Origin of the sequence: Burkholderia sp. 567 (assembly GCF_040545115.1) — a bacterium.
Classification (GTDB): Bacteria; Pseudomonadota; Gammaproteobacteria; order Burkholderiales; family Burkholderiaceae; genus Burkholderia; species Burkholderia ambifaria.
Genome location: NZ_JBEPLG010000009.1, coordinates 292,354 through 312,475 on the forward strand (window position 1 = coordinate 292,354; position 20,122 = coordinate 312,475).

General features: G+C 64.2%; 15 protein-coding genes and 3 pseudogenes. 6 read left to right on the top strand and 12 right to left on the bottom strand.

Annotated features, from left to right (window positions below; translation table 11 throughout):
* Positions 1-3: 3 nt before the first annotated feature.
* Together ABIC50_RS25695 and ABIC50_RS25700 are read right to left on the bottom strand one after the other, a co-directional pair.
* Complete coding sequence (locus ABIC50_RS25695; RefSeq protein WP_354167766.1) at positions 4-1,011, bottom strand: isoaspartyl peptidase/L-asparaginase family protein; 1,008 nt, start codon at positions 1,009-1,011, stop codon at positions 4-6.
* Positions 1,008-1,958 carry a MurR/RpiR family transcriptional regulator gene (locus tag ABIC50_RS25700; protein WP_175698334.1) on the bottom strand — a complete coding sequence of 317 codons (951 nt, stop codon included), beginning with the start codon at positions 1,956-1,958 and terminating at the stop codon, positions 1,008-1,010. The genes ABIC50_RS25695 and ABIC50_RS25700 overlap by 4 nt, the downstream gene beginning before the upstream one ends.
* A 447-nt stretch (positions 1,959-2,405) precedes the next feature.
* On the opposite strand from ABIC50_RS25700, the gene ABIC50_RS25705 reads away from it, so the two are divergent.
* The 4 genes from ABIC50_RS25705 (at position 2,406) to ABIC50_RS25720 (ending at position 8,123) form a co-directional block, all read left to right on the top strand.
* The gene (locus tag ABIC50_RS25705; RefSeq protein ID WP_175659406.1) at positions 2,406-3,677 is read left to right on the top strand and encodes an MFS transporter; all 1,272 of its coding nucleotides are present in this window, start codon (positions 2,406-2,408) and stop codon (positions 3,675-3,677) included.
* Positions 3,678-3,704: 27 nt separating this feature from the next.
* Positions 3,705-6,125 carry a glycoside hydrolase family 31 protein gene (locus ABIC50_RS25710; protein WP_354167769.1) on the top strand — a complete coding sequence of 807 codons (2,421 nt, stop codon included), beginning with the start codon at positions 3,705-3,707 and terminating at the stop codon, positions 6,123-6,125.
* Between the two features lie 119 nt (positions 6,126-6,244).
* Positions 6,245-7,441, top strand: a complete 1,197-nt coding sequence (locus tag ABIC50_RS25715; protein ID WP_354167772.1) for a porin — start codon at positions 6,245-6,247, stop codon at positions 7,439-7,441.
* Between the two features lie 370 nt (positions 7,442-7,811).
* Positions 7,812-8,123, top strand: a complete 312-nt coding sequence (locus tag ABIC50_RS25720) for a hypothetical protein (RefSeq protein ID WP_105832692.1) — start codon at positions 7,812-7,814, stop codon at positions 8,121-8,123.
* Between the two features lie 45 nt (positions 8,124-8,168).
* Here the strand turns inward: ABIC50_RS25720 and ABIC50_RS25725 are convergent, their stop codons facing one another.
* Positions 8,169-9,017 carry a class I SAM-dependent methyltransferase gene (locus tag ABIC50_RS25725; protein ID WP_354167775.1) on the bottom strand — a complete coding sequence of 283 codons (849 nt, stop codon included), beginning with the start codon at positions 9,015-9,017 and terminating at the stop codon, positions 8,169-8,171.
* Between the two features lie 180 nt (positions 9,018-9,197).
* On the opposite strand from ABIC50_RS25725, the gene ABIC50_RS25730 reads away from it, so the two are divergent.
* Positions 9,198-10,661 carry a metallophosphoesterase family protein gene (locus tag ABIC50_RS25730; protein WP_354167777.1) on the top strand — a complete coding sequence of 488 codons (1,464 nt, stop codon included), beginning with the start codon at positions 9,198-9,200 and terminating at the stop codon, positions 10,659-10,661.
* Here ABIC50_RS25730 and ABIC50_RS25735 read toward each other — a convergent pair.
* A complete protein-coding gene (locus tag ABIC50_RS25735; RefSeq protein WP_354167780.1) occupies positions 10,648-10,920 on the bottom strand; it encodes a hypothetical protein in 273 nt (90 codons plus the stop codon). The genes ABIC50_RS25730 and ABIC50_RS25735 overlap by 14 nt on opposite strands.
* A gap of 22 nt (positions 10,921-10,942) precedes the next feature.
* Here ABIC50_RS25735 and ABIC50_RS25740 point away from each other — a divergent pair, with 22 nt between their 5' ends.
* On the top strand, positions 10,943-12,289 hold the full coding sequence (locus ABIC50_RS25740) for a cytochrome-c peroxidase (RefSeq protein ID WP_354167782.1): 1,347 nt from the start codon (positions 10,943-10,945) through the stop codon (positions 12,287-12,289).
* Positions 12,290-12,545: 256 nt separating this feature from the next.
* On the opposite strand, the pseudogene ABIC50_RS25745 reads toward ABIC50_RS25740, so the two are convergent.
* The 8 genes and pseudogenes from ABIC50_RS25745 to ABIC50_RS25780 all read right to left on the bottom strand — a co-directional run.
* Positions 12,546-12,656, bottom strand: a pseudogene (locus tag ABIC50_RS25745) (transposase domain-containing protein); the annotation flags it as partial.
* 710 nt (positions 12,657-13,366) lie between these two features.
* Positions 13,367-13,762 (bottom strand): annotated as a pseudogene (locus tag ABIC50_RS25750) (DDE-type integrase/transposase/recombinase); the annotation flags it as partial.
* Positions 13,763-13,994: 232 nt separating this feature from the next.
* A complete protein-coding gene (locus ABIC50_RS25755; protein WP_175763417.1) occupies positions 13,995-15,008 on the bottom strand; it encodes an IS110 family RNA-guided transposase in 1,014 nt (337 codons plus the stop codon).
* A gap of 39 nt (positions 15,009-15,047) precedes the next feature.
* Positions 15,048-15,547, bottom strand: a pseudogene (locus ABIC50_RS25760) (IS3-like element IS407 family transposase); the annotation flags it as partial.
* A 172-nt stretch (positions 15,548-15,719) separates the two neighbouring features.
* A complete protein-coding gene (locus ABIC50_RS25765) occupies positions 15,720-16,838 on the bottom strand; it encodes an SAVED domain-containing protein (RefSeq protein WP_175763416.1) in 1,119 nt (372 codons plus the stop codon).
* Positions 16,789-17,313: a Mov34/MPN/PAD-1 family protein gene (locus ABIC50_RS25770; RefSeq protein WP_175763415.1), complete on the bottom strand. Its 525-nt coding sequence runs from the start codon at positions 17,311-17,313 to the stop codon at positions 16,789-16,791. The genes ABIC50_RS25765 and ABIC50_RS25770 overlap by 50 nt, the downstream gene beginning before the upstream one ends.
* Positions 17,310-19,013 (bottom strand): ThiF family adenylyltransferase, encoded by a 1,704-nt coding sequence (locus ABIC50_RS25775; RefSeq protein ID WP_175763414.1) that lies wholly within the window; start codon positions 19,011-19,013, stop codon positions 17,310-17,312. Before ABIC50_RS25775 ends, ABIC50_RS25770 begins: the two co-directional genes overlap by 4 nt.
* Positions 19,010-20,023, bottom strand: a complete 1,014-nt coding sequence (locus ABIC50_RS25780) for a nucleotidyltransferase domain-containing protein (protein WP_148094368.1) — start codon at positions 20,021-20,023, stop codon at positions 19,010-19,012. Before ABIC50_RS25780 ends, ABIC50_RS25775 begins: the two co-directional genes overlap by 4 nt.
* Positions 20,024-20,122 lie beyond the last annotated feature (99 nt).

The window sequence follows — 20,122 nt, forward strand, 5'->3', positions numbered from 1 at the left end:
GAATCAGGCCGCATCGTCGCGATAGATGCCGACCACGGGCGTCTCGCCGACGCGCGCATAGCCGCGATACATGCCTTCCGTATTGAACGGCATCGCGACGTTGCCGTGCGCATCGACCGCGATGATCCCGCCACGCCCGGCCAGCCGCGGCAGCTTGTTCATCACGGCGTCGTGCGCGGCGTCGGCGAGCGATGCGCCGCGATACTCCATTTGCGCGGCCACGTCGTGCGCGGTCGCGAGCCGGATGAACATCTCGCCGGTGCCCGTCGCGGATACCGCGCAGGTCGCGTCGTCCGCGTAGCAGCCGGCGCCGATGATCGGCGAATCGCCGACGCGTCCGGGCTGCTTGTTCGTGATGCCGCCGGTCGACGTCGCCGCCGCGACATGCCCGTTGAGATCGCACGCGACCGCGCCGACCGTGCCGAGCTTGCGATCGGGATCGAGCGGCTCGGCCGGCGCGGCCGACCCGGCCACTTGCCCTGCGCCGAACGCGAAGCTCGCGGCGTCGTGATCGAGCATTGCGCCGGCCGCCGCCGCGCGCGCCTTGACCCACTGCGCATGACGCGCTTCGGTGTCGAAATAGCCGGGCTCGGCGAGTTCGAGGCCTTGCTCGACCGCGAACGCGTCGGCGCCCGCGCCGGCGAACAGCACATGCTCGCTCGCCTCCATCACGCGCCGGGCGGCGAGCACCGGATTGCGCACGCGGGTCGCGCTGCAGACCGCGCCGGCCGCGAGCGTCGCGCCGTCCATCACCGCCGCGTCGAGTTCGTGCTTGCCTTCGGCCGTATAGACGGCGCCGCGCCCGGCGTTGAAGAGCGGACAATCCTCGAGCATCCGCACGGCGACGGTGACGGCGTCGAGCGCGCTGCCGCCATCGGCGAGCACCTGTTGCGCGGCCTGCAGGATCGCGGTGAGCTCGGCGCGGTACCGGCGTTCGGTGTCGGTATCCATCGCCTCGCGCAGGATCGTGCCTGCGCCGCCATGAATCGCGATGATCGCGGGTGAAGTCATGATTTTTTCGGACCGGAGGAAGAAGGGTTGGCGGGCGGCAGCGCCGCTTGCGGCTGCATCAGCCACGGCAACAGGAATTCGGTCATTTCGGCGGCGGACTTCGCGGAGCGGTGCGTGCGCAGCGCGACCGCATCGATCAGCGCCTCGATCATCGTCAGCACGGCCGCTTCCGACGTGGCCGCGAAGCGCCGTTGAGCTTTCACGTACAGGTTCAGCGACGCGACCGGCGCAAGCGGCGAGCCCGGTCCGTCGGAAATGCCGAGCACGCGTGCGCCACGCGCGGCCGCGCGGCGTGCCAGCTCGATCGTGTCCTTCACGTAGCGCGGAAACGCGAGCGCGATCACGAGATCGCGCGAGTCGGCCGTATACAAGCGCCGCGCCGCATGCGTCGGGCCGCCGAGCAGCGCGAGCGACTGCACGTTGTCGTGACACACCGACAAGCCGTGTTCCATCAGGCCGGTCAGAAATGCGCTCGACCCGGCGCCGAGGATCAGCACGCGCCGCGCGCCAACGATCGCCTCGACGGCCGCCTCGACGTCGGTCGCATCCAGCCGCGCACGCGTGTTCTCGATGTTCTCGATGGCCTGGTCGAACACCGCATCGATCCATGCGGCGCCGCGAACGCCCTGCTCCTGTTCCTGCTCCTGCGCGGAACGCAGCCGCTCGACGGGGCCGAGCGTCGCCTCGAAGCCGCGCACGAGCGCCGCACGCATCGCCGGATAGCCGTCAAAGCCGAGCGCCTTCGCGAAGCGGTTCGCGGTCGCGATCGATGCATTGACCGCCTGCGCGAGCTCGTCGATCCGCATCGTCGCCGCGCGAAACGGATTCGCGAGCACGAACTCGCCCATCCGGCGGTGGATCGGCGTCATCCGCGGCATGGCCGACGCGATGCGCTCCGCGATCGCGGATTCATCCTGACTGGCTTCGTGCGGAGCGAGAGGCGTCATGCGAAGGGTTTTGCAAGGTAGATGAAAATCAATTTACACAATCCGCCGTCCGGAAAAAAATAAATTTTCATCAGGGTTGTCACGGCCCCGTCGCGGCTTTCTGGGTGGTGAGTCGTCCGACCGGCGCTCGGTTACGTCGCGCGGGCATTCGGCACGTGTTGGCGCGCTTCGCGACGGACGCCGCATTCGCATTCCGCTCGGGAAAACCCCGAGCACGTTCGTTCGAATGCAGATTCACGTTGACCGGATTCGAATTCGAACATAGGATGTTCGAAAATGATCAGTCGTCAGATAACGTAGCTTTCGATTACAGCCGGATGTTCGAGCGAACACGGCTTTTCCGCCCCAGAATCAGGCAAATCGGCAGCCGCGAAGATCGGACATCGTATGAATAAGACTGAGCAAGGCGCCCCAGCGGGGCGGATTTGCATGAATCAGGAGACAGCAGTGAAGACAGTCAAGGCGTTGCGCTGGTGGATCATCGTGCTGGTATGTCTGGGCACGATCCTCAACTATCTCGCACGAAATTCCCTCGCGGTGCTCGCACCGGAACTGAAGCACGTGTTCGCGATCTCGACGCAGCAGTACTCGTACATCGTCGGCGCGTTCCAGATCGGCTACACGATCATGCAGCCGGTGTGCGGATTCATCGTCGACCTGATCGGGCTGCGGCTCGGCTTCGCGCTGTTCGCGATGCTGTGGTCGGTGGTCGGCGTCGCGCACGGCTTCGCGTCGGGCTGGCTGTCGCTCGGCATCCTGCGCGGCCTGCTCGGGCTGTTCGAGGCCGCGGCGATTCCGTCGGGCATGAAGGCCGTCGCCGAATGGTTTCCCGATCGCGAGAAATCCGTCGCGGTCGGCTACTTCAACGCGGGCACGTCGCTCGGCGCCGCGATCGCGCCGCCGCTCGTCGTGTTTCTATCGATGCGGTTCGGCTGGCAATCCGCGTTCATGGTCACCGGCGCGCTCGGCTTCGCGTGGGCCGTGCTCTGGTACACGCAGTACCGGTCGCCGGCCGAGCATCCGCGCATCACGTCGCAGGAGCGCACGCTGATCAGTGACGGCCAGGCCAGGATGCCGGCCGTGTCGAAGCGCCGGATTCGCGACGTCGTCACCGCGCGCCGCTTCTGGGCGATCGCGCTGCCGCGCTTCTTCGCGGAACCGGCATGGCAGACCTTCAGCTTCTGGATTCCGCTGTATCTCGCGACCGAACGCCACATGGCGCTCACGGAGATCGCGATCTTCGCGTGGATGCCGTTCCTCGCGGCAGACCTCGGCGGCATAGCCGGCGGCTACCTGTCGCCCTACCTTGCGAAACGGTTCAGTCTACCGCTCGTGTGGTCGCGGGTTGCGGGCGTCGCGCTCGGCGCGGTGCTGATGCTCGGGCCGGCGACGATCGGGCTCGTGTCGTCGCCGTACACGGCCATTGCGCTGTTCTGCGTCGGCGGTTTCGCGCACCAGATGATCTCCGCACTCGTCAACACGCTGTCGGCCGATGTGTTCGATTCCGAGGAAGTCGGCACCGCCAGCGGCTTCGCGGGAATGGCCGCGTGGATCGGCGGGCTCGGCTTCTCGCTGCTGGTCGGCGCGCTCGCCGACAAGATCGGCTACGCGCCGCTGTTCGCGTGCCTCGGCCTGTTCGACATCATCGGCGTCACGCTGCTCGCGGTGCTGATCCGCGGGCAGTCGAAGCAGGAACGCCTGCTCGCGCAGCATGCCTGACATCCGTTCTCACCAGGAATCGCTTTCATGACTTCGCTCCTTCATCCGCCCGTGTTCCGCGTCGCCGACCGGCAGGCGAACCGCGTGCTGCTCGCGTCCGACGCGGGCGCGACGCTCGAGATCTTCGTGCTCGAGGACGACATCGTGCGCGTGCGCGTGCTGCCCGACGCGACGGTGCGCAACCCGCGCACGTGGACGATCGCGCCGGGCCTCGACGACGTGCCGCTCGACGGGCGCGATCGTCTCGACCTGAGCGGCTTCGCGCTGCCGGCCTATGAGTTCGCTGAAGATGACCTCGACGTGCGCATCGAGACCGCGCAGGTCCGTCTCGCCGTGCGCCGGCAAGGCGGCCATTGCGCGTGGTCGATGCGCGGCGCGGACGGCGCGTGGCGCGTCGTGCTCGCCGACCGCGCGACGCAGGCGTACAACTTCGGCTGGTGGGACGACCGCGCCTATCACTACGTCGCACGCGAGCGCGGCGACAAGGTGTTCGGTCTCGGCGAGCGCGCGGGCGAGCTCGACCGCACCGGTGCACGCTTCGAGATGCGCAACATCGACGCGATGGGCTACAGCGCGAAGCACACGGATCCGCTGTACAAGCACATCCCGTTCACCATCACGTGGTCGCCCGACGCATGCCAGGGCTTCGGGCTGTTCTACGACACGCTGTCGGATTGCGCGTTCGACATGGGCCGCGAGCTCGACAACTACCACGGACTGTACCGCTACTTCGTCGCCGAGCACGGTGATCTCGACTACTACTTCATTGCGTCGCCCGACACGCCGCTCACGGCCGCGCGCCGCTTCACGTGGCTCACCGGGCGCCCCGCGCGCACGCCGAAATGGGGGCTCGGCTATTCGGGCTCGACGATGAGCTACACCGATGCGCCGGACGCGCAGCGGCAGATGAACCAGTTCGTCGAGCAGTGCGACGCGCACGACATCCTGTGCGACTCGTTCCACCTGTCGTCGGGCTATACGTCGATCGGCGCGAAGCGCTACGTGTTCAACTGGAACCGCGAGAAGTTTCCCGACGCGAAGGGTTTCGTAAAGCACTACCGCGACCACGGCATCCGGCTGTGCGCGAACATCAAGCCGTGCCTGCTGCGCGACCACCCCGCATTCGACGACGCGGCGCGGCGCGGGCTGCTGATCCGCTCGGCGTCCGGCGAGCCGGCGTGGGTGCAGTTCTGGGACGAAGTCGGTGCGTATATCGACTTCACGCAGCCGGACGCGTACCGCTGGTGGCGCGAGCAGGTCACGTCGGCGCTGCTCGACTACGGGATCGAGTCGACGTGGAACGACAACAACGAATACGAGATCTGGTCGCCCGACGCGATCGCGCACGGCTTCGGCCAGCCGTTCCCCGCGCGCGAGGCGAAGGTGCTGCAGACGATGCTGATGATGCGTGCGTCGCGCGACGCGCAGCGCGCGCATGCGCCGGCGCGGCGGCCGTTCCTCGTGTCGCGCTCGGGCGGCGCAGGCATGCAGCGCTATGTGCAGACCTGGTCCGGCGACAACTACACGTCGTGGGAAACGCTGCGCTACAACCTGAAGATGGGCCTCGGGCTCGCGTTGTCCGGCGTGTCGAACATCGGTCACGACATCGGCGGCTTCTCCGGCCCCGCGCCGTCGCCCGAGCTGCTGTTGCGCTGGGTGCAGTTCGGCATCTTCATGCCGCGCTTCAGCATCCATTCGTGGAATGACGACGGCACCGTCAACGAACCGTGGATGTATCCCGAGATCACTGCGCAGATCGCGTCGCTGATCAAGCAGCGCTACCGGCTGCTGCCCTATCTCTACCACCTGCTGTGGCTGTCGACCACGCGCTACGAGCCCGTGCTGCGGCCGACCTTCGGCGATTTCCCCGGCGACCCGCGCTGCTACGACGAATGCGACGACATGATGCTCGGCGACGCGCTGCTGGTGGCGCCGGTCGTCGACCCGGGCCGCACGGCGCGCACGGTCTACCTGCCGTCCGGTGCACGCTGGATGTGCTGTGCGAGCGCGCAGTCGTTCGACGGCGGCGCGAGCGTGACGCTGCCCGCGCCGCTCGACATGCCGGTGATGCTGTTGCGCGAAGGCCGCGTGCTGCCGCTGAACGTCGCCGCGCAGCGGTTCGGCGCACGCGCCGACACACGCGGCTTCATCGTCGCGCCGCGCATCGAGGACGGTGTTGCGTACGGCGAGTGCGTCGAGGACGACGGCGAAACGGAAGCGTGGCGCGACGGCGAATACGGGCTGTGGCGCATCGAGACCGGACGCGAGGCATCGGGCGAACTCGGCGTGTCGGTCCGCTGGGAAGGCCGCATGCGCCGCCCCGCCGAGCGCGTCGAGATCCTGCTGCCGGCGTCACTGCAAGGCGCGCTTGCGGTGCGCGTCGCGCGCGTCGAGCACGATGCGCGCGACGGCGCGTGGCGTCGCATCGTCGTGGCGGTCGTCGACTGATCGCGCAAGGCTGCGCGAACGCGAAACCTGATCGGGCGGGCCGTACCCGCGGCCCGCTCCCCTACCAAAGAGGAGGCCACTCAGCCTCCCGCCCCGTTGAAGTGACATGGAGATAGACGATGAATGCACCGCACTACCCGCACTATCGTTTTGCAATCCTGATTTTATTGGCTGCGTCGTTCGGCGCTGGTGCGGCCCATGCACAGAGCAGCGTGACGCTTTACGGCGTGGTCGACGATTCGATTGCGTACGTGAACAACCAGCAAGGCCACTCGAACGTGTACCTGCGCGACGGCAACCTGTATGCGTCGAAGTTCGGGCTGCGCGGCGACGAGGATCTCGGCGGCGGCACGCATGCGATCTTCGATCTGCAAGCCGGCTTCAACCTGAACACCGGCGCGCAGGCAGCCGCCGGCACGATCTTCAACCGCCAGGCCTACGTCGGGTTGCGCAACGACCATTACGGCACGGTGACGGCCGGCCGCCAGTACACGCCGTACTTCCTGCTGGTCGGACCGTACGCGTCGAGCAGCTGGCTGACCGGCGCGACCGGCGCGCATCCGGGCGATATCGACGGCCTCGACACGACGATCCGCGTGAACAATTCGGTTACCTATACGTCGCCGACCCTCTCCGGGCTGACCGCGAGCGCGATGTATGCGTTCGGCGGCATCGCCGGTGCGACCGGCAAGGGCAACACGTTCAGCGCCGCGCTGCGCTATGCGAACGGGCCGGTCGGGATCGCGGCCGGCTACCTGCGCATCAACAGCTCGGGTTCGTCGGCCGGCTTCCTGAATCCGGCGACCGCGGCGTCGGGCAGCTTCGCGGTATCCGTGCTGAACCAGGGCTATCTAAGCGCGAAGGCCGTCGAGCAGGTCGCGGCGGCCGGCAACTACACGCTCGGCAACCTGACGATGGGCCTGAACTACTCGAACGTGAAGTACCTGCCGGGCAACGGCTCCGCGTTCACGAATACGGCCGTGTTCAATACCTACGGCGCGCTCGCCGCGTACCGCTTCACGCCGACCTTCTCGGTGGCCGGCGCGTTCGCGTACACGCTCGCGTCGAAGGCGAACGGCGTGTCTGGCGCGGCCCGCTACCAGCAGTATTCGCTGAAGGAGTCGTACAGCCTGTCGAAGCGCACGACGCTCTATGCGCTGCAGGCGTATACGCATGCGAGCGGGCAGACGCTCGGCGCGCAAGGCGCCGGCCATATCGTCGACGCGGCACCGATCGTCGGCGATTCGCAACAGCTCACGCCGTCGACGACGCACGGCCAGTTCGTCGGCATGGCCGGGATCGCCGTGACGTTCTGAATGCTCGCGGCGGCGCATCGCCCGCTGCTTGTTGCCCGGACGATGCGCATGCCGGTGCGTCGTCCGGGTTGTCAGCCTGCCGCGCAGCCCGGGCGGTTTTCGCATTCGCCCCGATCACTTACAATCCGTCAGGTTGATTCCTGCACGACCCTTCGTGCAGCCCTGACACCGCGGTACAGTCGACGCACGCCGTATCAGGGTCCGGCGCGCGACACGCGCGGCCGGACGGCGTCGCGCTTCGTTGCGCCCACAACTGAATGCCAGCCATGCCGGAATCCCGCCTCCCGACACCTTCCCCGCTCGAGCCAAAGGTCGGCCGCGCCGCCTTCGCCCCGTCACGCCCGTGCGCGACGATCGACGGAGCCGCGCAATGAGCGGCCTCGTGCACGATCGCACTGGCGACGTCATCGCACTCGCGACGCTCGCGCTGCTTTACTTCGGCGGCGTCGGTCTCGCGTTGTGGCGGATTCGCACCGCCGCGCCGCGCGGCAAGCTCTACTGGATCGCCTGCATCGCCCTGCTGGCCGGCGGCGCCATCGCGATGACCGCGAACCTGTCACCGATACCGAACAGCGGCGAGATGCCGCCGGGCTTCGCGCTCGGCGTCGAGGCGGTGCTGCTCGGGCTCGCGCTCGTTGCGGCCGGCTGCGCGTGGCTGATGTTGCGTGCAAGGCGCAGTTGATACCTGGCCTTGCACGGCCCGCCGCCTTCTACCAAAACTGAAGCGTCATGCGAACGGCGCCCGCGCCGCGACGAGCCAGCACGCCGCATCGAAGCATACGTCCGCGCCCTGCACGTACCGCTCGAAGGCGGCGCGAACCGTCTCGATCACCCGTCGACGCGTCGCGTCATCCACTTCCCGAAGCGCGAGCCCGACCGGCCCCAGTCGGGTGACGTAGTCGTCCAGCGCGGCCGTCGGCAACGCGCACGCGACGTCGATCGGCTCGATCGCGATATCGGCCCAGCCGCTGTCCGACAATACCGACGCGATTCGCTCCCGGTCGCCGAACGCGAATTGTCCCGGTGCGCCCGGCTGCCGCGCAGGCAGGTTCGGCAGCAAGGGCGCCGCCACACGCTCAGCCGTCGTCATGAACGGATTGTCGGCGGCGCTGCGCCATGCGACGAATCGCAGTTGCGCGTTCGCGCGCGCCGCATGCCGCAGGTTCGCGAACGCGCGCACCGGATCGTCGAAGAACATCACGCCGAAGCGCGACACGACCATGTCGAACTGATCCGGCGCGAACGCATGCGTCTGCGCGTCGGCAGGCACGAAGCTGGCGGCGAGGCCCTCGCGCTCGGCGCGTGCCTGTGCGGCGGCGATCATCCGCGCCGAGATGTCGACGCCCGTACAGTGCGCATGCGCGCCCAGCCGCCGTGCAATCGCGAGCGTCACCGCGCCGGTGCCGCAGCCGACGTCGAGCACGCGGCGTGCGGACGCCGCCACCGCCGCGTCCGCAAGCAGTGTCTCGAACGGCTCGAACATCCGGTCGAGCGAGCGCTGCGCGTCGACCCACGCAAGCCCCGACGGGCCGTTCCACAGCGCAGACTGCGCTTCGTTTGCCCGGTTCTCTTCCATCGTCGATTCTCCTTTTTCCTGCCTCGTTGACCGAGATGCACACTATGCTGCTTCAAGCCGACTTGAGGTCAAGCCCGCGACCGCGGCACCACTCGCGCGCCGGGCGCTTGTCACACCACGCGTTTCACATTTCTTACATTCACGCTGCGTATCGTTGACGGCTTTCCTACGGTGCCTCCCATGCGACGACTCCTCTCTCGCGCACTGTTCGTGCGTTGCGCTCCGCTTGTTGCTCTCGCGGCACTGTCCGCGTGCTCGAACCACATCGATACGCCCGCCGACCCGGCCAGCGCCGCGATCAACGTCCAGGCCGCGTGGGTCGAGATCGGCGATGCGAGCCAGGCGATCGCGCGCGTGATCACGAACTACAGCCCGGCTTCCGCGAGCGATCCGCTGTGTCCGCAATTGTCCGTCGACGGCAAGCTGTCGCGCATGACGCTGCGCGCCGGCGCCGCGACCGTCGCGCAGCGCCCGACCGCCAGCGATCCCGCCGACTCGAAACCGTCGAGCTTCCCGGTGTCGGTGTGCGAAACGACGCTGCCGGCCGATGCGCAGACGGCGAGCGTCGCGGGTCGCGCGCTGCCGCTGCCGAAAGCACAGCCGCAGCGCATCGCGATCATCGCCGACACCGGCTGCCGGATGAAGAAGGCCGACAACGCATGGCAGGCGTGCAACGACGCGACGGTCTGGCCGTTCGACACGATCGCGGCGAGCGTCGCGAAGCTGTCGCCGGATCTCGTGCTGCATGTTGGCGACTATCACTATCGCGAGAACGCGTGCCCGCCCGACATCGCCGGCTGCAAGGACAGCCCGTGGGGCTACGGCTGGGATACGTGGCAGGCCGACCTGTTCCGCCCGGCCGCGCCGCTGTTCGCGAAGGCGCCGTGGGTGGTCGTGCGCGGCAACCACGAGGAATGCGCGCGGGCCGGCCAGGGCTGGTACCGCTTCCTCGATCCGCGCCCGTATTCGGCGGCCCGTTCGTGCAACGATCCGGCCAACGACAACGACGCGAACTACTCGGATCCCTATGCGGTGTCGCTCGGCGGCGGCTCGCAGGTGATCGTGTTCGACACCGCGAAGGTCGGCCGCAATCCGCTGAAGACGACCGACGCGCAATTCCGGATCTACCAGAAGCAGTTCCAGACGGTCGCGTCGCTCGCGTCGAAGGCCGGCATCACGACGACGATCTTCACGAACCACCATCCGATCCTCGCGTTCGCGCCGATCGCCGGCAGCACGCCCGCGCCGGGCAATCTCGCGCTGCAGTCGGTGATGTCGAGCCTGAACGCGCAGGCGTACTACCCGCCCGGCGTCCACGTCGCGCTGCACGGGCACGTGCACGATTTCCAGGCGATCAACTTCTCGTCCGGACATCCGGCGACGATCGTGTCCGGCAACGGCGGCGACAACCTCGACGTCGCGCTGCCCGACCCGTTCCCGGCCGGCCTGACGCCCGCGCCGGGCGTCGTGATCGAGCGGCTGTCGCACAACAACAGCTTCGGCTTCCTGATCATGGAGCGACGTGCGGCGCCGGCGACGGGCTGGGTGTTCCGTGCGTATTCGGCGGCGGGCAAGCTGCTCGCGTCGTGCGACCAGTCGGGCACGACGCTCGCCTGCGACAAGACGGGGTTCATCGCGCCGTGACCGACGAAGTTCGATTGCATGATGGTTTGACGGGGTCGACGGATTCGGGCGGCCGCCGGCGACGGATGGGCGGATCGGGGAAGCGGCGGGTTTTGTCGGCCGCATGCGCCGAGGGTTCGGTTTGCGCTTCGGTTTCGTCGGCCGCCTGTGCCGGGCGTTCGGCTTCCGCTTCGGTGTCGTCGGCCACCTGCGCCGAGCGTTCGGGTTCCGCTTCGGCGTCGGTCGCCGGCCGCAGCCGCAGCCGCAGCCGCAGCCGCACGGTACGCCTACTTGCCGCCGCCGTGCTCGCCGGCGCGGCGCTCGCGGCCCACGCCGCGCCGTCCGAAACGGTCCTGCTCCCCGGCGCCCCGCCGTCGCGCGTCGTCGACACGATCGGCAACGGCACGCCGCAGGTGACCGGCAAGGTCGACGCGGCAACCGCCCGCTTCGCGCCCGACCCGACGCTCGTCGCGCTCGGCCGCCGGATCTTCTTCGATCCGCGGCTGTCCGAGCCGCGCGGCATGTCGTGCGCGGGCTGCCACGATCCGGCGCGTGCATTCGCGCCGACGCTGTCGGCCGCTTCGCTCGCGGGGCCCGGCGTGCCGGAAGGCAGCCGCCACGGACGTTTCAGCCAGCGCAACGCGCCGTCGCTGCTCTACGTGCGCTACGTGCCGCGCCGCCACTTCTACCAGGACGACGATGCGCCCGCGCCGTCGCCATTCGGCGGGCTTTTCAGCGACGGCCGCGCCGACACGCTCGCCGAACAGATCCGCGGGCCGCTGTTCGATCCGAACGAGATGAACAACCGGTCGCCGGCCGCGCTGCTGCGCAAGGTCGACGGCACCGAACTGGCGGGCGATCTGGCCGCCCGCTTCGGCGCGTCGGTGCGGCGCGATCCCGAGCAACTGGTGCGCGCGCTGGGGTCGGCCGTCGAGGCCTATCTGCAGAGCGACGACATGGCGCCGTTCACGTCGCGCTTCGACGCATTCCTGCGCACCCGCAAGCCGCTCGCGCCGGCCGAGATGCGCGGTCTGGCGCTGTTCCGCAATCCCGACAAGGGCAACTGCATGAGCTGCCACACGCTGTCGGAGACGTCGAGCCGGCCGGAGCGCTCGCTCTTCACCGATTTCGGCTACGACGCGATCGCGGTGCCGCGTAATCGCGCGTTGCCCGCGAACCGCGATCCGCGCCATTTCGACAACGGCCTGTGCGACACGGCCATGCGGCTGCGCTGGCCCGAACCGACGCAATGGTGCGGCTACCTGCGCACGCCGGGGCTGCGCAACGTCGCGATCAAGCAGACGTTCATGCACAACGGCGTGTTCACCACGCTGCGCGATGCGGTCGCGTTCTACAACACGCGCTCGACCGATCCGCGCCACTGGTATCACGGCGCCAGAACGTTCGACGACGTGCCGGCCGCGTATCGCGGCAACATCAACGTCAATTCGACGCCGATGAACCGCCGTCCGGGCACGCCGCCCGCGCTGACCGACGCCGAAATCGACGACATCGTCGCGTTCCTCGGCACGCTGACCGACGCGCGCTACGCGAATCTCGTTCCGCCCGCCCCGGCCGCCTCACCCGCAGATCCTGTCGCCGCGACCACCGGCTCCCCGGCCGTCCGCCTCGCCGCGCCGGCGCGCTGACCCTGGCCGAACGGCCAGGTGTTGAGGTAACCATAAAACTTCCGAGGGATTCCCCACTTAACTTCCGCTGCGCGCCTCGATATCTGCAATAGAACCAGTTCCATCCGGCGAACGATTCCCCAAATAGCTTCTGTGTATCGCTTCCTTGAACCATAAAACTTCCACGGGAAATATTGAGCCTGCGCTGCCCGTGATTTCCTGTTCGAACCGCGGCCCCTTGACGGTACGGCCAGCCAACGCGTCTTGACGAGCGAGTTTAGGCGGCGGTCGAGAGAGGCTGCCAGCGATGCGGCGGCAGCGCGTCGATGTCGCTGGCCTTGTGGGTCGGCAAGCGTGTGAGGACGTCCTTCAGATAGGCGAGCGGATCGAGCCGACCCCATCCGATAAAATCGTCCCCCTTTCCCTGGTCTGCCCCTTGACGCGAATACGTCAGCCCTAGGGTTCGGATAACCGATTGATCAGCCGACAAGCTGCACAACCATCTCCCGCTCCCATTGAAACGCCGTCATGAACCCACCGAGGTCGCCCACGATTCCATCTCAGATCGCGAGTCGAATCGGGTCTGTAATCAACTCACGAGTTGAGTCGAAGAAGGCCCGCAATCGCTTAGCATCACGTTCCCCGGGGCCGCGCACAAACGTCTGCGGAATTCCGCGACGAACCCAAAGTTGGCCAGGAGATGCTGTCGTGGCCAAAAGTTCTATGATGAATTTCGTATGCAATATCATGGACTTGCAATCAGGGGCGTATCGTAAGTCAATGTAAACTGACGTCGAAAATCAATGTAAAAGCCTTGCCCCGCCAAGATAAATTTGGCGGTGCACTACAAGATCAATCTCTTGGTCACCATTGATGATGGCACCGGCGTGGACGAAAGATGCGAGGAACCGCAACCCCTGATCCAGGAATAAGGCTTTCCTTAGCGAAAACCGGCACTTTAGCTGCACAGCTAAAGTGCCGGTTTGCGGATCGTGATCAGCGGATATTGAGGCAGATCTAGCCGCGCGCACGCAACTCGCGCAGCAGCGCCGGCGCGGCGATGATCTCGGGTGCTGCGGCGCTCATGCGCTCGAGGATGCCCGCCTGAATCAACTTCAGTGTGACGCCGTTCGCATACGCCCACTGGTCAAGCGCGCGGCTCGTAAATTCGGGTCCCTGGTCTGTTCGCACCGCCTTGGGATAGCCACAGAAGCGAGCTGCACGGTCCAATGCCCGAGCGACATACAAACCTGAGATGCCATGGTCGACGACGATGTCGACAGCCTCTTTCGTGAAGTCGTCGACGACGGTCAGGCACTTCACGCGCCGGCCGTTGGAAAGCGCATCCATCACGAAATCGATTGACCACACCTCGTTGGGTGCGCCCGGCAATGCCAGTTGCTCGCGCTCAATCATTACGCCGGGGCGCTTGCGACGGCGCCGCACAGCCAGCCCTGCCTCACGGTACAGACGATAGATGCGCTTGTCGTCTAATTGCTGTCAATAGGTCCTGCTCCTAGATAAGGTTCAGACCAGCCGTTTCCTTGTCGTCTTCGTGGTCGCTTTCGCGCCACAACGTGCCGTTAGATGTCGCTACAACGTTCCGATGTGATTGCCGCGGTTTTTCCGCAAAGCGCGTCAAGGAATCGTTGCGGCGACGTAATCAGCCTGAATGAACCAGTGCGACAGTTGCGCAAGCGAAGGAGTTACGAGCGCAGGTACTCGGTTATCCCGGGTTGAATTCCTTCCCGCTTCTCCACATTGAGAGTAATAGCGTGGCGAGTTTGCGCGCGGTTGCGACCAGCGCTTTGCGCAAGCCGATCCTGGGGATCAATGATTGCGCCCAGCGTCGGAGTGCGCAGTCGCGTTTGTGACGCAGTATCAGGGCCGACGCCGCCTCGAACAGCATGTGTCTGGTGAGCCTGCAGCCTGTCTTGGATATTCCACCGTTGTGGTCCACCTCGCCTGATTGATACTTTTTTGGCGTCAGCCCGAGATACGGGCCAATGTCGCCGACACGGCGGAATCGTTCCGGATTGTCGACTGCAGCAGCAAATGCGACTGCCGTTGTCACGCCGACGCCCGGAACGGTCATCAGGCGTCGACAGACATCACTTGCGCGTGCAATTCGCTGGAGCGCGCGGTCGGTTTCGCGAACTTCCCCGTCAATATGCCTCCAACTGTCGAGCAGGATACCGATCACCCCGCGGATCAGTGATGTCGATGGCGTACGCTCTTCGACGAGCCTCTCGAAAGTGCTACGTGTTCCTGGAGGCAGCACAACGCCGAAGGTTTTGAGCACACCCCGGATCTGGTTGTACAAGCTGGTGCGCATACTGATCAGTTGGCTACGCGCGCCGAGGAGTAGTCGGACTTCATGGCTGGCAATACTCTTGATTTCGACCGCGCGATACCAGCCACTACGCGTGAGTTGCGCGATGCCATGAGCGTCGTTGCTATCGGTCTTGTTTAGCTGCGTTGCGAGCGCGGCATGGACATGGCGAGCATGAATGCAATCGACAGGAACATTCCTTTCGCGCAACCCGTGATAGAACCACACCGCAAGCGGCCCTGTTTCCATACCAACGCGTTTGGGTTCAGGAGCCTGCTGCTTGATAGTGTCGGCGATGGCATCAGGATTCGAAGCTACAGTTCCACGCCAGACCACGCCGCCGTCCCTGTCCACTACGCATACCGCTGTCGCCTTCTGCGAGACATCGAGACCCACATACGTTTCCATGGCAACTTCCACCGTTAGCCGGAGAGGCAATTACAGCATGTGATTGGCGTGCGTGCCTTCGCGTTCCACCAGGGCGTGCAGTCGGCGGTAGCCGAATCGACGACGTTCGTGCGCCAACTCCACCAGACGCGCCGCTAGCACCTCATTCTCGTGGTCCGGCTTCGCGTCGTAATGCAGCACGCTGCGAGAAAGCCCGACAAGCCGGCAGGCGCGGCGCTCGGAGATGTTGACCTTCTCCCGAATCGCCGACACTGCTTCGCGTTTGGCTTGCGGGCTCAGGGCTTTCCCTTGACGACGACCTTCAACGCTTCCATATCGAGCATTGCTTCGGCCAGCAGTTTCTTCAGCCGGGCATTCTCCACCTCGAGGTCCTTGAGCCGGCGGGCTTCCGAGACTTCCATGCCGCCGAACTTTGCGCGCCACGTGTAGAACGACGCGTCACTGAACCCGTGCTTCCTGCACAGTTCCTTGACCGGCATGCCGGCTTCAGCTTCCTTCAGAAACCCGATGATTTGCTGTTCCGTAAAGCGCTTCTTCATGTTCGTCTTCTTCTCCGAAAACGAACTTTACTAGACTCCGGCTGGCCCTGTTTGTAGGGGGCAGGTCATCTCCTCAGTAGGTGTATTGAAGTCCTTGATACGCCTGCGGAGCAAGCGGGCTACGAGTTTGACTATCAACGAATGTTCTGAGCGAAAGCCCCGGCGAGGCCGCTTACTTCAGCCTGAGCGCGGGCCTCCACGTTGGTGCGCGCCATTCCCAGACATGCACCTCCTCGAATATCTTCAGTAGCAGCAACCGGCCAATCTCGACACTCGCGCACAGGGGCGTTGCGGGGTGAACATGGATTACCCGAGCGCCCGCTCGGACTACCCTCAGCAAGAAGTCGTTGAAGTCTCGACGGAAAATTCGCAGGTGTCCTTCCGTGCGTATGATTCCCCTTCCAGGAGCGTCAGCGTGAAACTCGACCACGTTTGCCGCCTCGGGGCGAGTCGCGTTGTTCGAGATACTCACCACAATCGCCACTTCCCGTGGAAGCTTTTCCGGCACCTCGAAAGTGAACTCTGGAACTGGGCAATCGGGTGACTTGTCCCACAACCAACGCTCACTCGGCAAGTCGAGCACAGTTGCATCAGTTTTGTCACCGACCAACGCACCAAGCTTCATAAGCATCGGTATAGGCGCGAATCCTGCAATCGTCAAGTGAGCCGCGCCATTCCTATCCGTAATCTCTGGGTGAATTAACCTGTCGTACGCGTCGGTAACCACACGTTCAGCCCGCGGCCAGAAATCCGGCGAATCGTCCTGAGTGTCGAAGTCGCCCTTGTCTATGTGGATGTGTTTGCCGGAAGGGAAACGCGTGTATTGGGTGTTATTGAGCATCGCGAAATGGATATCGCCAAGCTCGATAACTGGCACGTGGGCACCCACCGGGAATGACATCAAAATGGGCAGGCTCTCCTTTACTCCCGTCGCGGAATAGATGAGCTCCATGCGTTTCTCGTGCTCGCGCTTCATCGCTCGCAGCTGTTCGGTCGTGTATTCGTTCCCCTTACCGTTACGGTCAATACGAGCATGACAGTCGTAGCACATGAGCATCAAATTGCTCGGGGCCTTGGCAAGGCGTTCCGATTCGCCCTGGATGCCACGGGCGCCGTCAGGGCTATCCGCGATGATATGGGCGTACTCGCTGACGTTAGCCTTCTTCAGGGTCAGGAAATCACGGTCCACCGGCTTGCAGCATCCGCAGAACTCACATCGACCAGCGGCCGCCACCCAAAGGTCACGACGAACATCCACTGGGATATGCATACGTCCTTGCGTCCTTGCCATTTTTGACTTCCTCTTTCAGTTCGCGAAACGTCCCGCGGCGACTTAGCGTCCATACCCGGATGCGGTTCGTACCGATGATAGGAAAGAACAACCTGTCACCTTCAAAATTGTCTCTCGATACAGCCTGCTGCCAGTCCGAACGGTCCACTCCGCTCGGAATTGGGTCTGCCTCTGGATGGGTATGCCACAGGCCGAGATACGCCATGGTGCTTGACTGTTGTTGCCAGCGTTCCCGGGCGCGCATCTCATGCTTCCTCGACCGAAAGAAGCCAAATCGACTTCTTCGGTCAGTGTCTTGAGGGATCGTCACCTCGTCGACGACCACGTCTCGAGAATCGAGCAAAAAACGCCCAAGCAAAACGCCGCCCGCCTCTTTCTGACACGACTTGTGCTGGGCGAACGCATTCATCTGCTCGACAGCATGCTCGACAATAATGAGTCGCTGTCGCGGCGTAACGCGGAACACAAGCTTCACATTGTCCCTCTGCAGCGTTTGCACGGCCGCCCGAACACGCGCAGCGACGCGGAATCTGATGAAGTCTGCTTTGCGCTCATCCACCAGTTGGTTGTGCGCAATCCTTCATTCTGTGCGGCAACGCCGTCGCCCACCCAGAATTTGTAAGATGCTTCCGGCTTGCCGTGCAGCGCACCAAGGATATGTTCGACTGCAACGAGGCCGGTTTTTCGCGCCTGGAGTGCGCCGTATGGAACGAAAGTACTGGCGCAGCCCGTGAGATTGCGAGACACATGCTGGTTTGGCTCTAGGAACGAAGTTCTCGGAGCAAGGGCCGATTGGCCTTCATCGTCGCGATAAAGGCAATCCAGGCACCCTTCCTGGTCGCACCATGTGAGTACGGAATGACCGCCAAGGTCGAGCGCTTCCAGCCAAGTGAAGACCACGGGCAGATGCGCAGCGCTCCTCCGGATGCCCCGAGCAATTTCCCTTTCAATGGAAGGCGCGCCGATGGCAACAACGATTCCATCGAACTCATCGAGCTTTGCCGTGCTCAGCCAAGTCTGGGCAGACCAAGGGACTGCCTCGACGCTAATTCCCGGGTATCTGCGCTCCAAGGTGTGCCGCAATCCGGCTACCTTGTTGGCGTCAATCCACAGAGGGGTAAGCAAATGCCGGAAGACGTTGTCCTCGGAGAATTCATCGTTGTCGACCAACGTCAACTTGCCGACACCCGCCGCCGCAAGATTGTCTGCGACAACGGCTCCGACCGCCCCACAGCCAAGCACCGCAATATGTTTCTCCAACAGTTCAAGTGACGCTCCCCCTCGTTCACGCATGTAGGTTGGAGTATGGCGTCGCATCACGAGCGGGATGATTGGCCTGCTGCGATCGACGGCGCCTCGGATGGCAGTAAAGGCCATCCCCACCAATGAGCGGCCGCCATCGGCTCGCGGGACAGTCACCAGCAACGCTATTTGTTTCGGGCCGCCCTTCGACGGTCCAAACAACTGGGCCCACAGTTGCAGTTGTGTCACGGAAAGCTTGGCCCGAACCGCTTCGATAAAGTCGGCGTCAACTTTCCCAGGATTCTCCGGCGGTAACGGAAAGTCATCCAAGTGAAGGTACAACGCTCGCTTTGTCGCAAGGTTCTCGCCGTAGAATTCGGGCGGAAGTGGTTGATTTTGGTCGGCAAAATACCACTTGGGCTGCTTCCCCCGCGCATTCAGGTACGCCGAAATAAGCCGCTCCTTGCCATCCGGTTCGAAGGCCGCGCGACCGCGCAGTGTCTCGGGCATGCTGGCCCAGTATCCCTCGAGCTCGTTGAAGAACTCGTCTCTACCTGCGACAGCATCAGTGGCTGATTTTTCAAGCAGGTCGTATGCAGCCAAGAGCGTGTACGCGACGATGTCAGCACGTCGGTCAGGATCAATGGACAGTCCCTGTCCATCGTTCACGCAGATGATGCAGGAATACGAGACGTGCGCCAGAAGTCCAGCCGGCGAAACCAGGGAGACACGCGGCAATCTCAACAAGGTTTCTGTGCAGTCGATGCTGATGTCCCAAGTACGTGTTGCGCCATATAACCGGACAGCAAGGTGTCCGTCTGAGGCACAGGCGAGGCGAATGGGCGGCACCAACCCGCGCTCGACGCATTGCGTCTCGACGACTAGAAAGCACGCGTCCACCTTCTCTTGTGCAGCGGACACAGTCGCAGTCACGCAGAATTTCCCGTGCTAATGACCGGGGCAGCGACGGCCTTTGCGGTCTCCGCCTTCTCTGGAATTTTGAAATCTTCACCAAACTGCTTCGTCAGCAGCTTGCAAGCGTCCTCCGGTAGATCCTCGTCATATGCGTCACTCAGCGCGTCGCGCAATCCTTCGAGTTTCTCCTTGAATGTGCTCATTTGCCCTTTGGTCATCCACGCCATCAGGTCGTTGTACGGGGTCACCGGTAACGAGACCTTCAACCGCTCGTGCCAACCGTCATCGTTGGTGTAGACATTTCCAAAGCGTGACAGCATGGCCTTGATCCAATCGAGGAGTGCCAGCAGGTCAGTAGGTTTGCCCGACGTTTCAAACCGTGGTCTAAACCACTCCTTCGCCGCCACGGTGAGTGCGATGCTGAGCGGCGCGCCTCCATTGCGAAAATGGACGTTGCGCCAGCGCTTGATATAGCGAATGCACCGACGATACTGTGCTAGCTCGCTCGAGTCCTTGAACGCGGTGCAGATGATCTCAGTTAGCCTCTTCGGATCCGACGCATCCCAAACTCGGAAGCTATCGCCCGAGTTCTCTTTGCCCTTGGCCAAGTCGAGCAATCCGTCATCACGCTTGGTATAAATGGCCAAGTCGACGTGGTACTCCGGCTTGTCGCCGCGCATGTAGTTGACGGTCACGCACGGGCGCCGGATAGCGACCGTGCGTCCGTTCGAGTCGAGCGCATCACGGACCTTCTTCTTAAGTTCCACTGGGTCGGGGTACTTGTCCCGCTTGCAATCGAAAACGAGCCCAACGTCGATGTCGTAGTTCTGATCGAGCGGCACGATCCCGGTGTGCATCGAGTAGCTACCCTGATTGAAGTTCTCGAAGGACGGGACGTCATCCCCGAGGCTGGCCCGCAACGTCCTAAGCAGCGTCTCGCGTTTTTCGCGAAGCTTCGCCTTCTCATCATCATCGTCGAGCTTGATGTTCGCGTGGAAATCTTCGAATTGCTTTTGTATCGCGGGCATCTTGGATTCCTTGTTGTCAGAACAGAGCCAGGCCACAGCAGCCGCGAACAGTCCCAAGCCAATTAGGGGGTGCATTAATTTCCAGCGATTTCGCGGTCG

What these genes read in the sequence shown, in the direction of transcription:
- ABIC50_RS25695 (WP_354167766.1), bottom strand. Translation starts at nt 1,011, where the DNA reads ATGACTTCACCCGCGATCATCGCGATTCATGGCGGCGCAGGCACGATC.
- ABIC50_RS25700 (WP_175698334.1), bottom strand. Translation starts at nt 1,958, where the DNA reads ATGACGCCTCTCGCTCCGCACGAAGCCAGTCAGGATGAATCCGCGATC.
- ABIC50_RS25710 (WP_354167769.1), top strand. Translation starts at nt 3,705, where the DNA reads ATGACTTCGCTCCTTCATCCGCCCGTGTTCCGCGTCGCCGACCGGCAG.
- ABIC50_RS25715 (WP_354167772.1), top strand. Translation starts at nt 6,245, where the DNA reads ATGAATGCACCGCACTACCCGCACTATCGTTTTGCAATCCTGATTTTA.
- ABIC50_RS25720 (WP_105832692.1), top strand. Translation starts at nt 7,812, where the DNA reads ATGAGCGGCCTCGTGCACGATCGCACTGGCGACGTCATCGCACTCGCG.
- ABIC50_RS25725 (WP_354167775.1), bottom strand. Translation starts at nt 9,017, where the DNA reads ATGGAAGAGAACCGGGCAAACGAAGCGCAGTCTGCGCTGTGGAACGGC.
- ABIC50_RS25730 (WP_354167777.1), top strand. Translation starts at nt 9,198, where the DNA reads ATGCGACGACTCCTCTCTCGCGCACTGTTCGTGCGTTGCGCTCCGCTT.
- ABIC50_RS25755 (WP_175763417.1), bottom strand. Translation starts at nt 15,008, where the DNA reads ATGGAAACGTATGTGGGTCTCGATGTCTCGCAGAAGGCGACAGCGGTA.
- ABIC50_RS25765 (WP_175763416.1), bottom strand. Translation starts at nt 16,838, where the DNA reads ATGGCAAGGACGCAAGGACGTATGCATATCCCAGTGGATGTTCGTCGT.
- ABIC50_RS25780 (WP_148094368.1), bottom strand. Translation starts at nt 20,023, where the DNA reads ATGCCCGCGATACAAAAGCAATTCGAAGATTTCCACGCGAACATCAAG.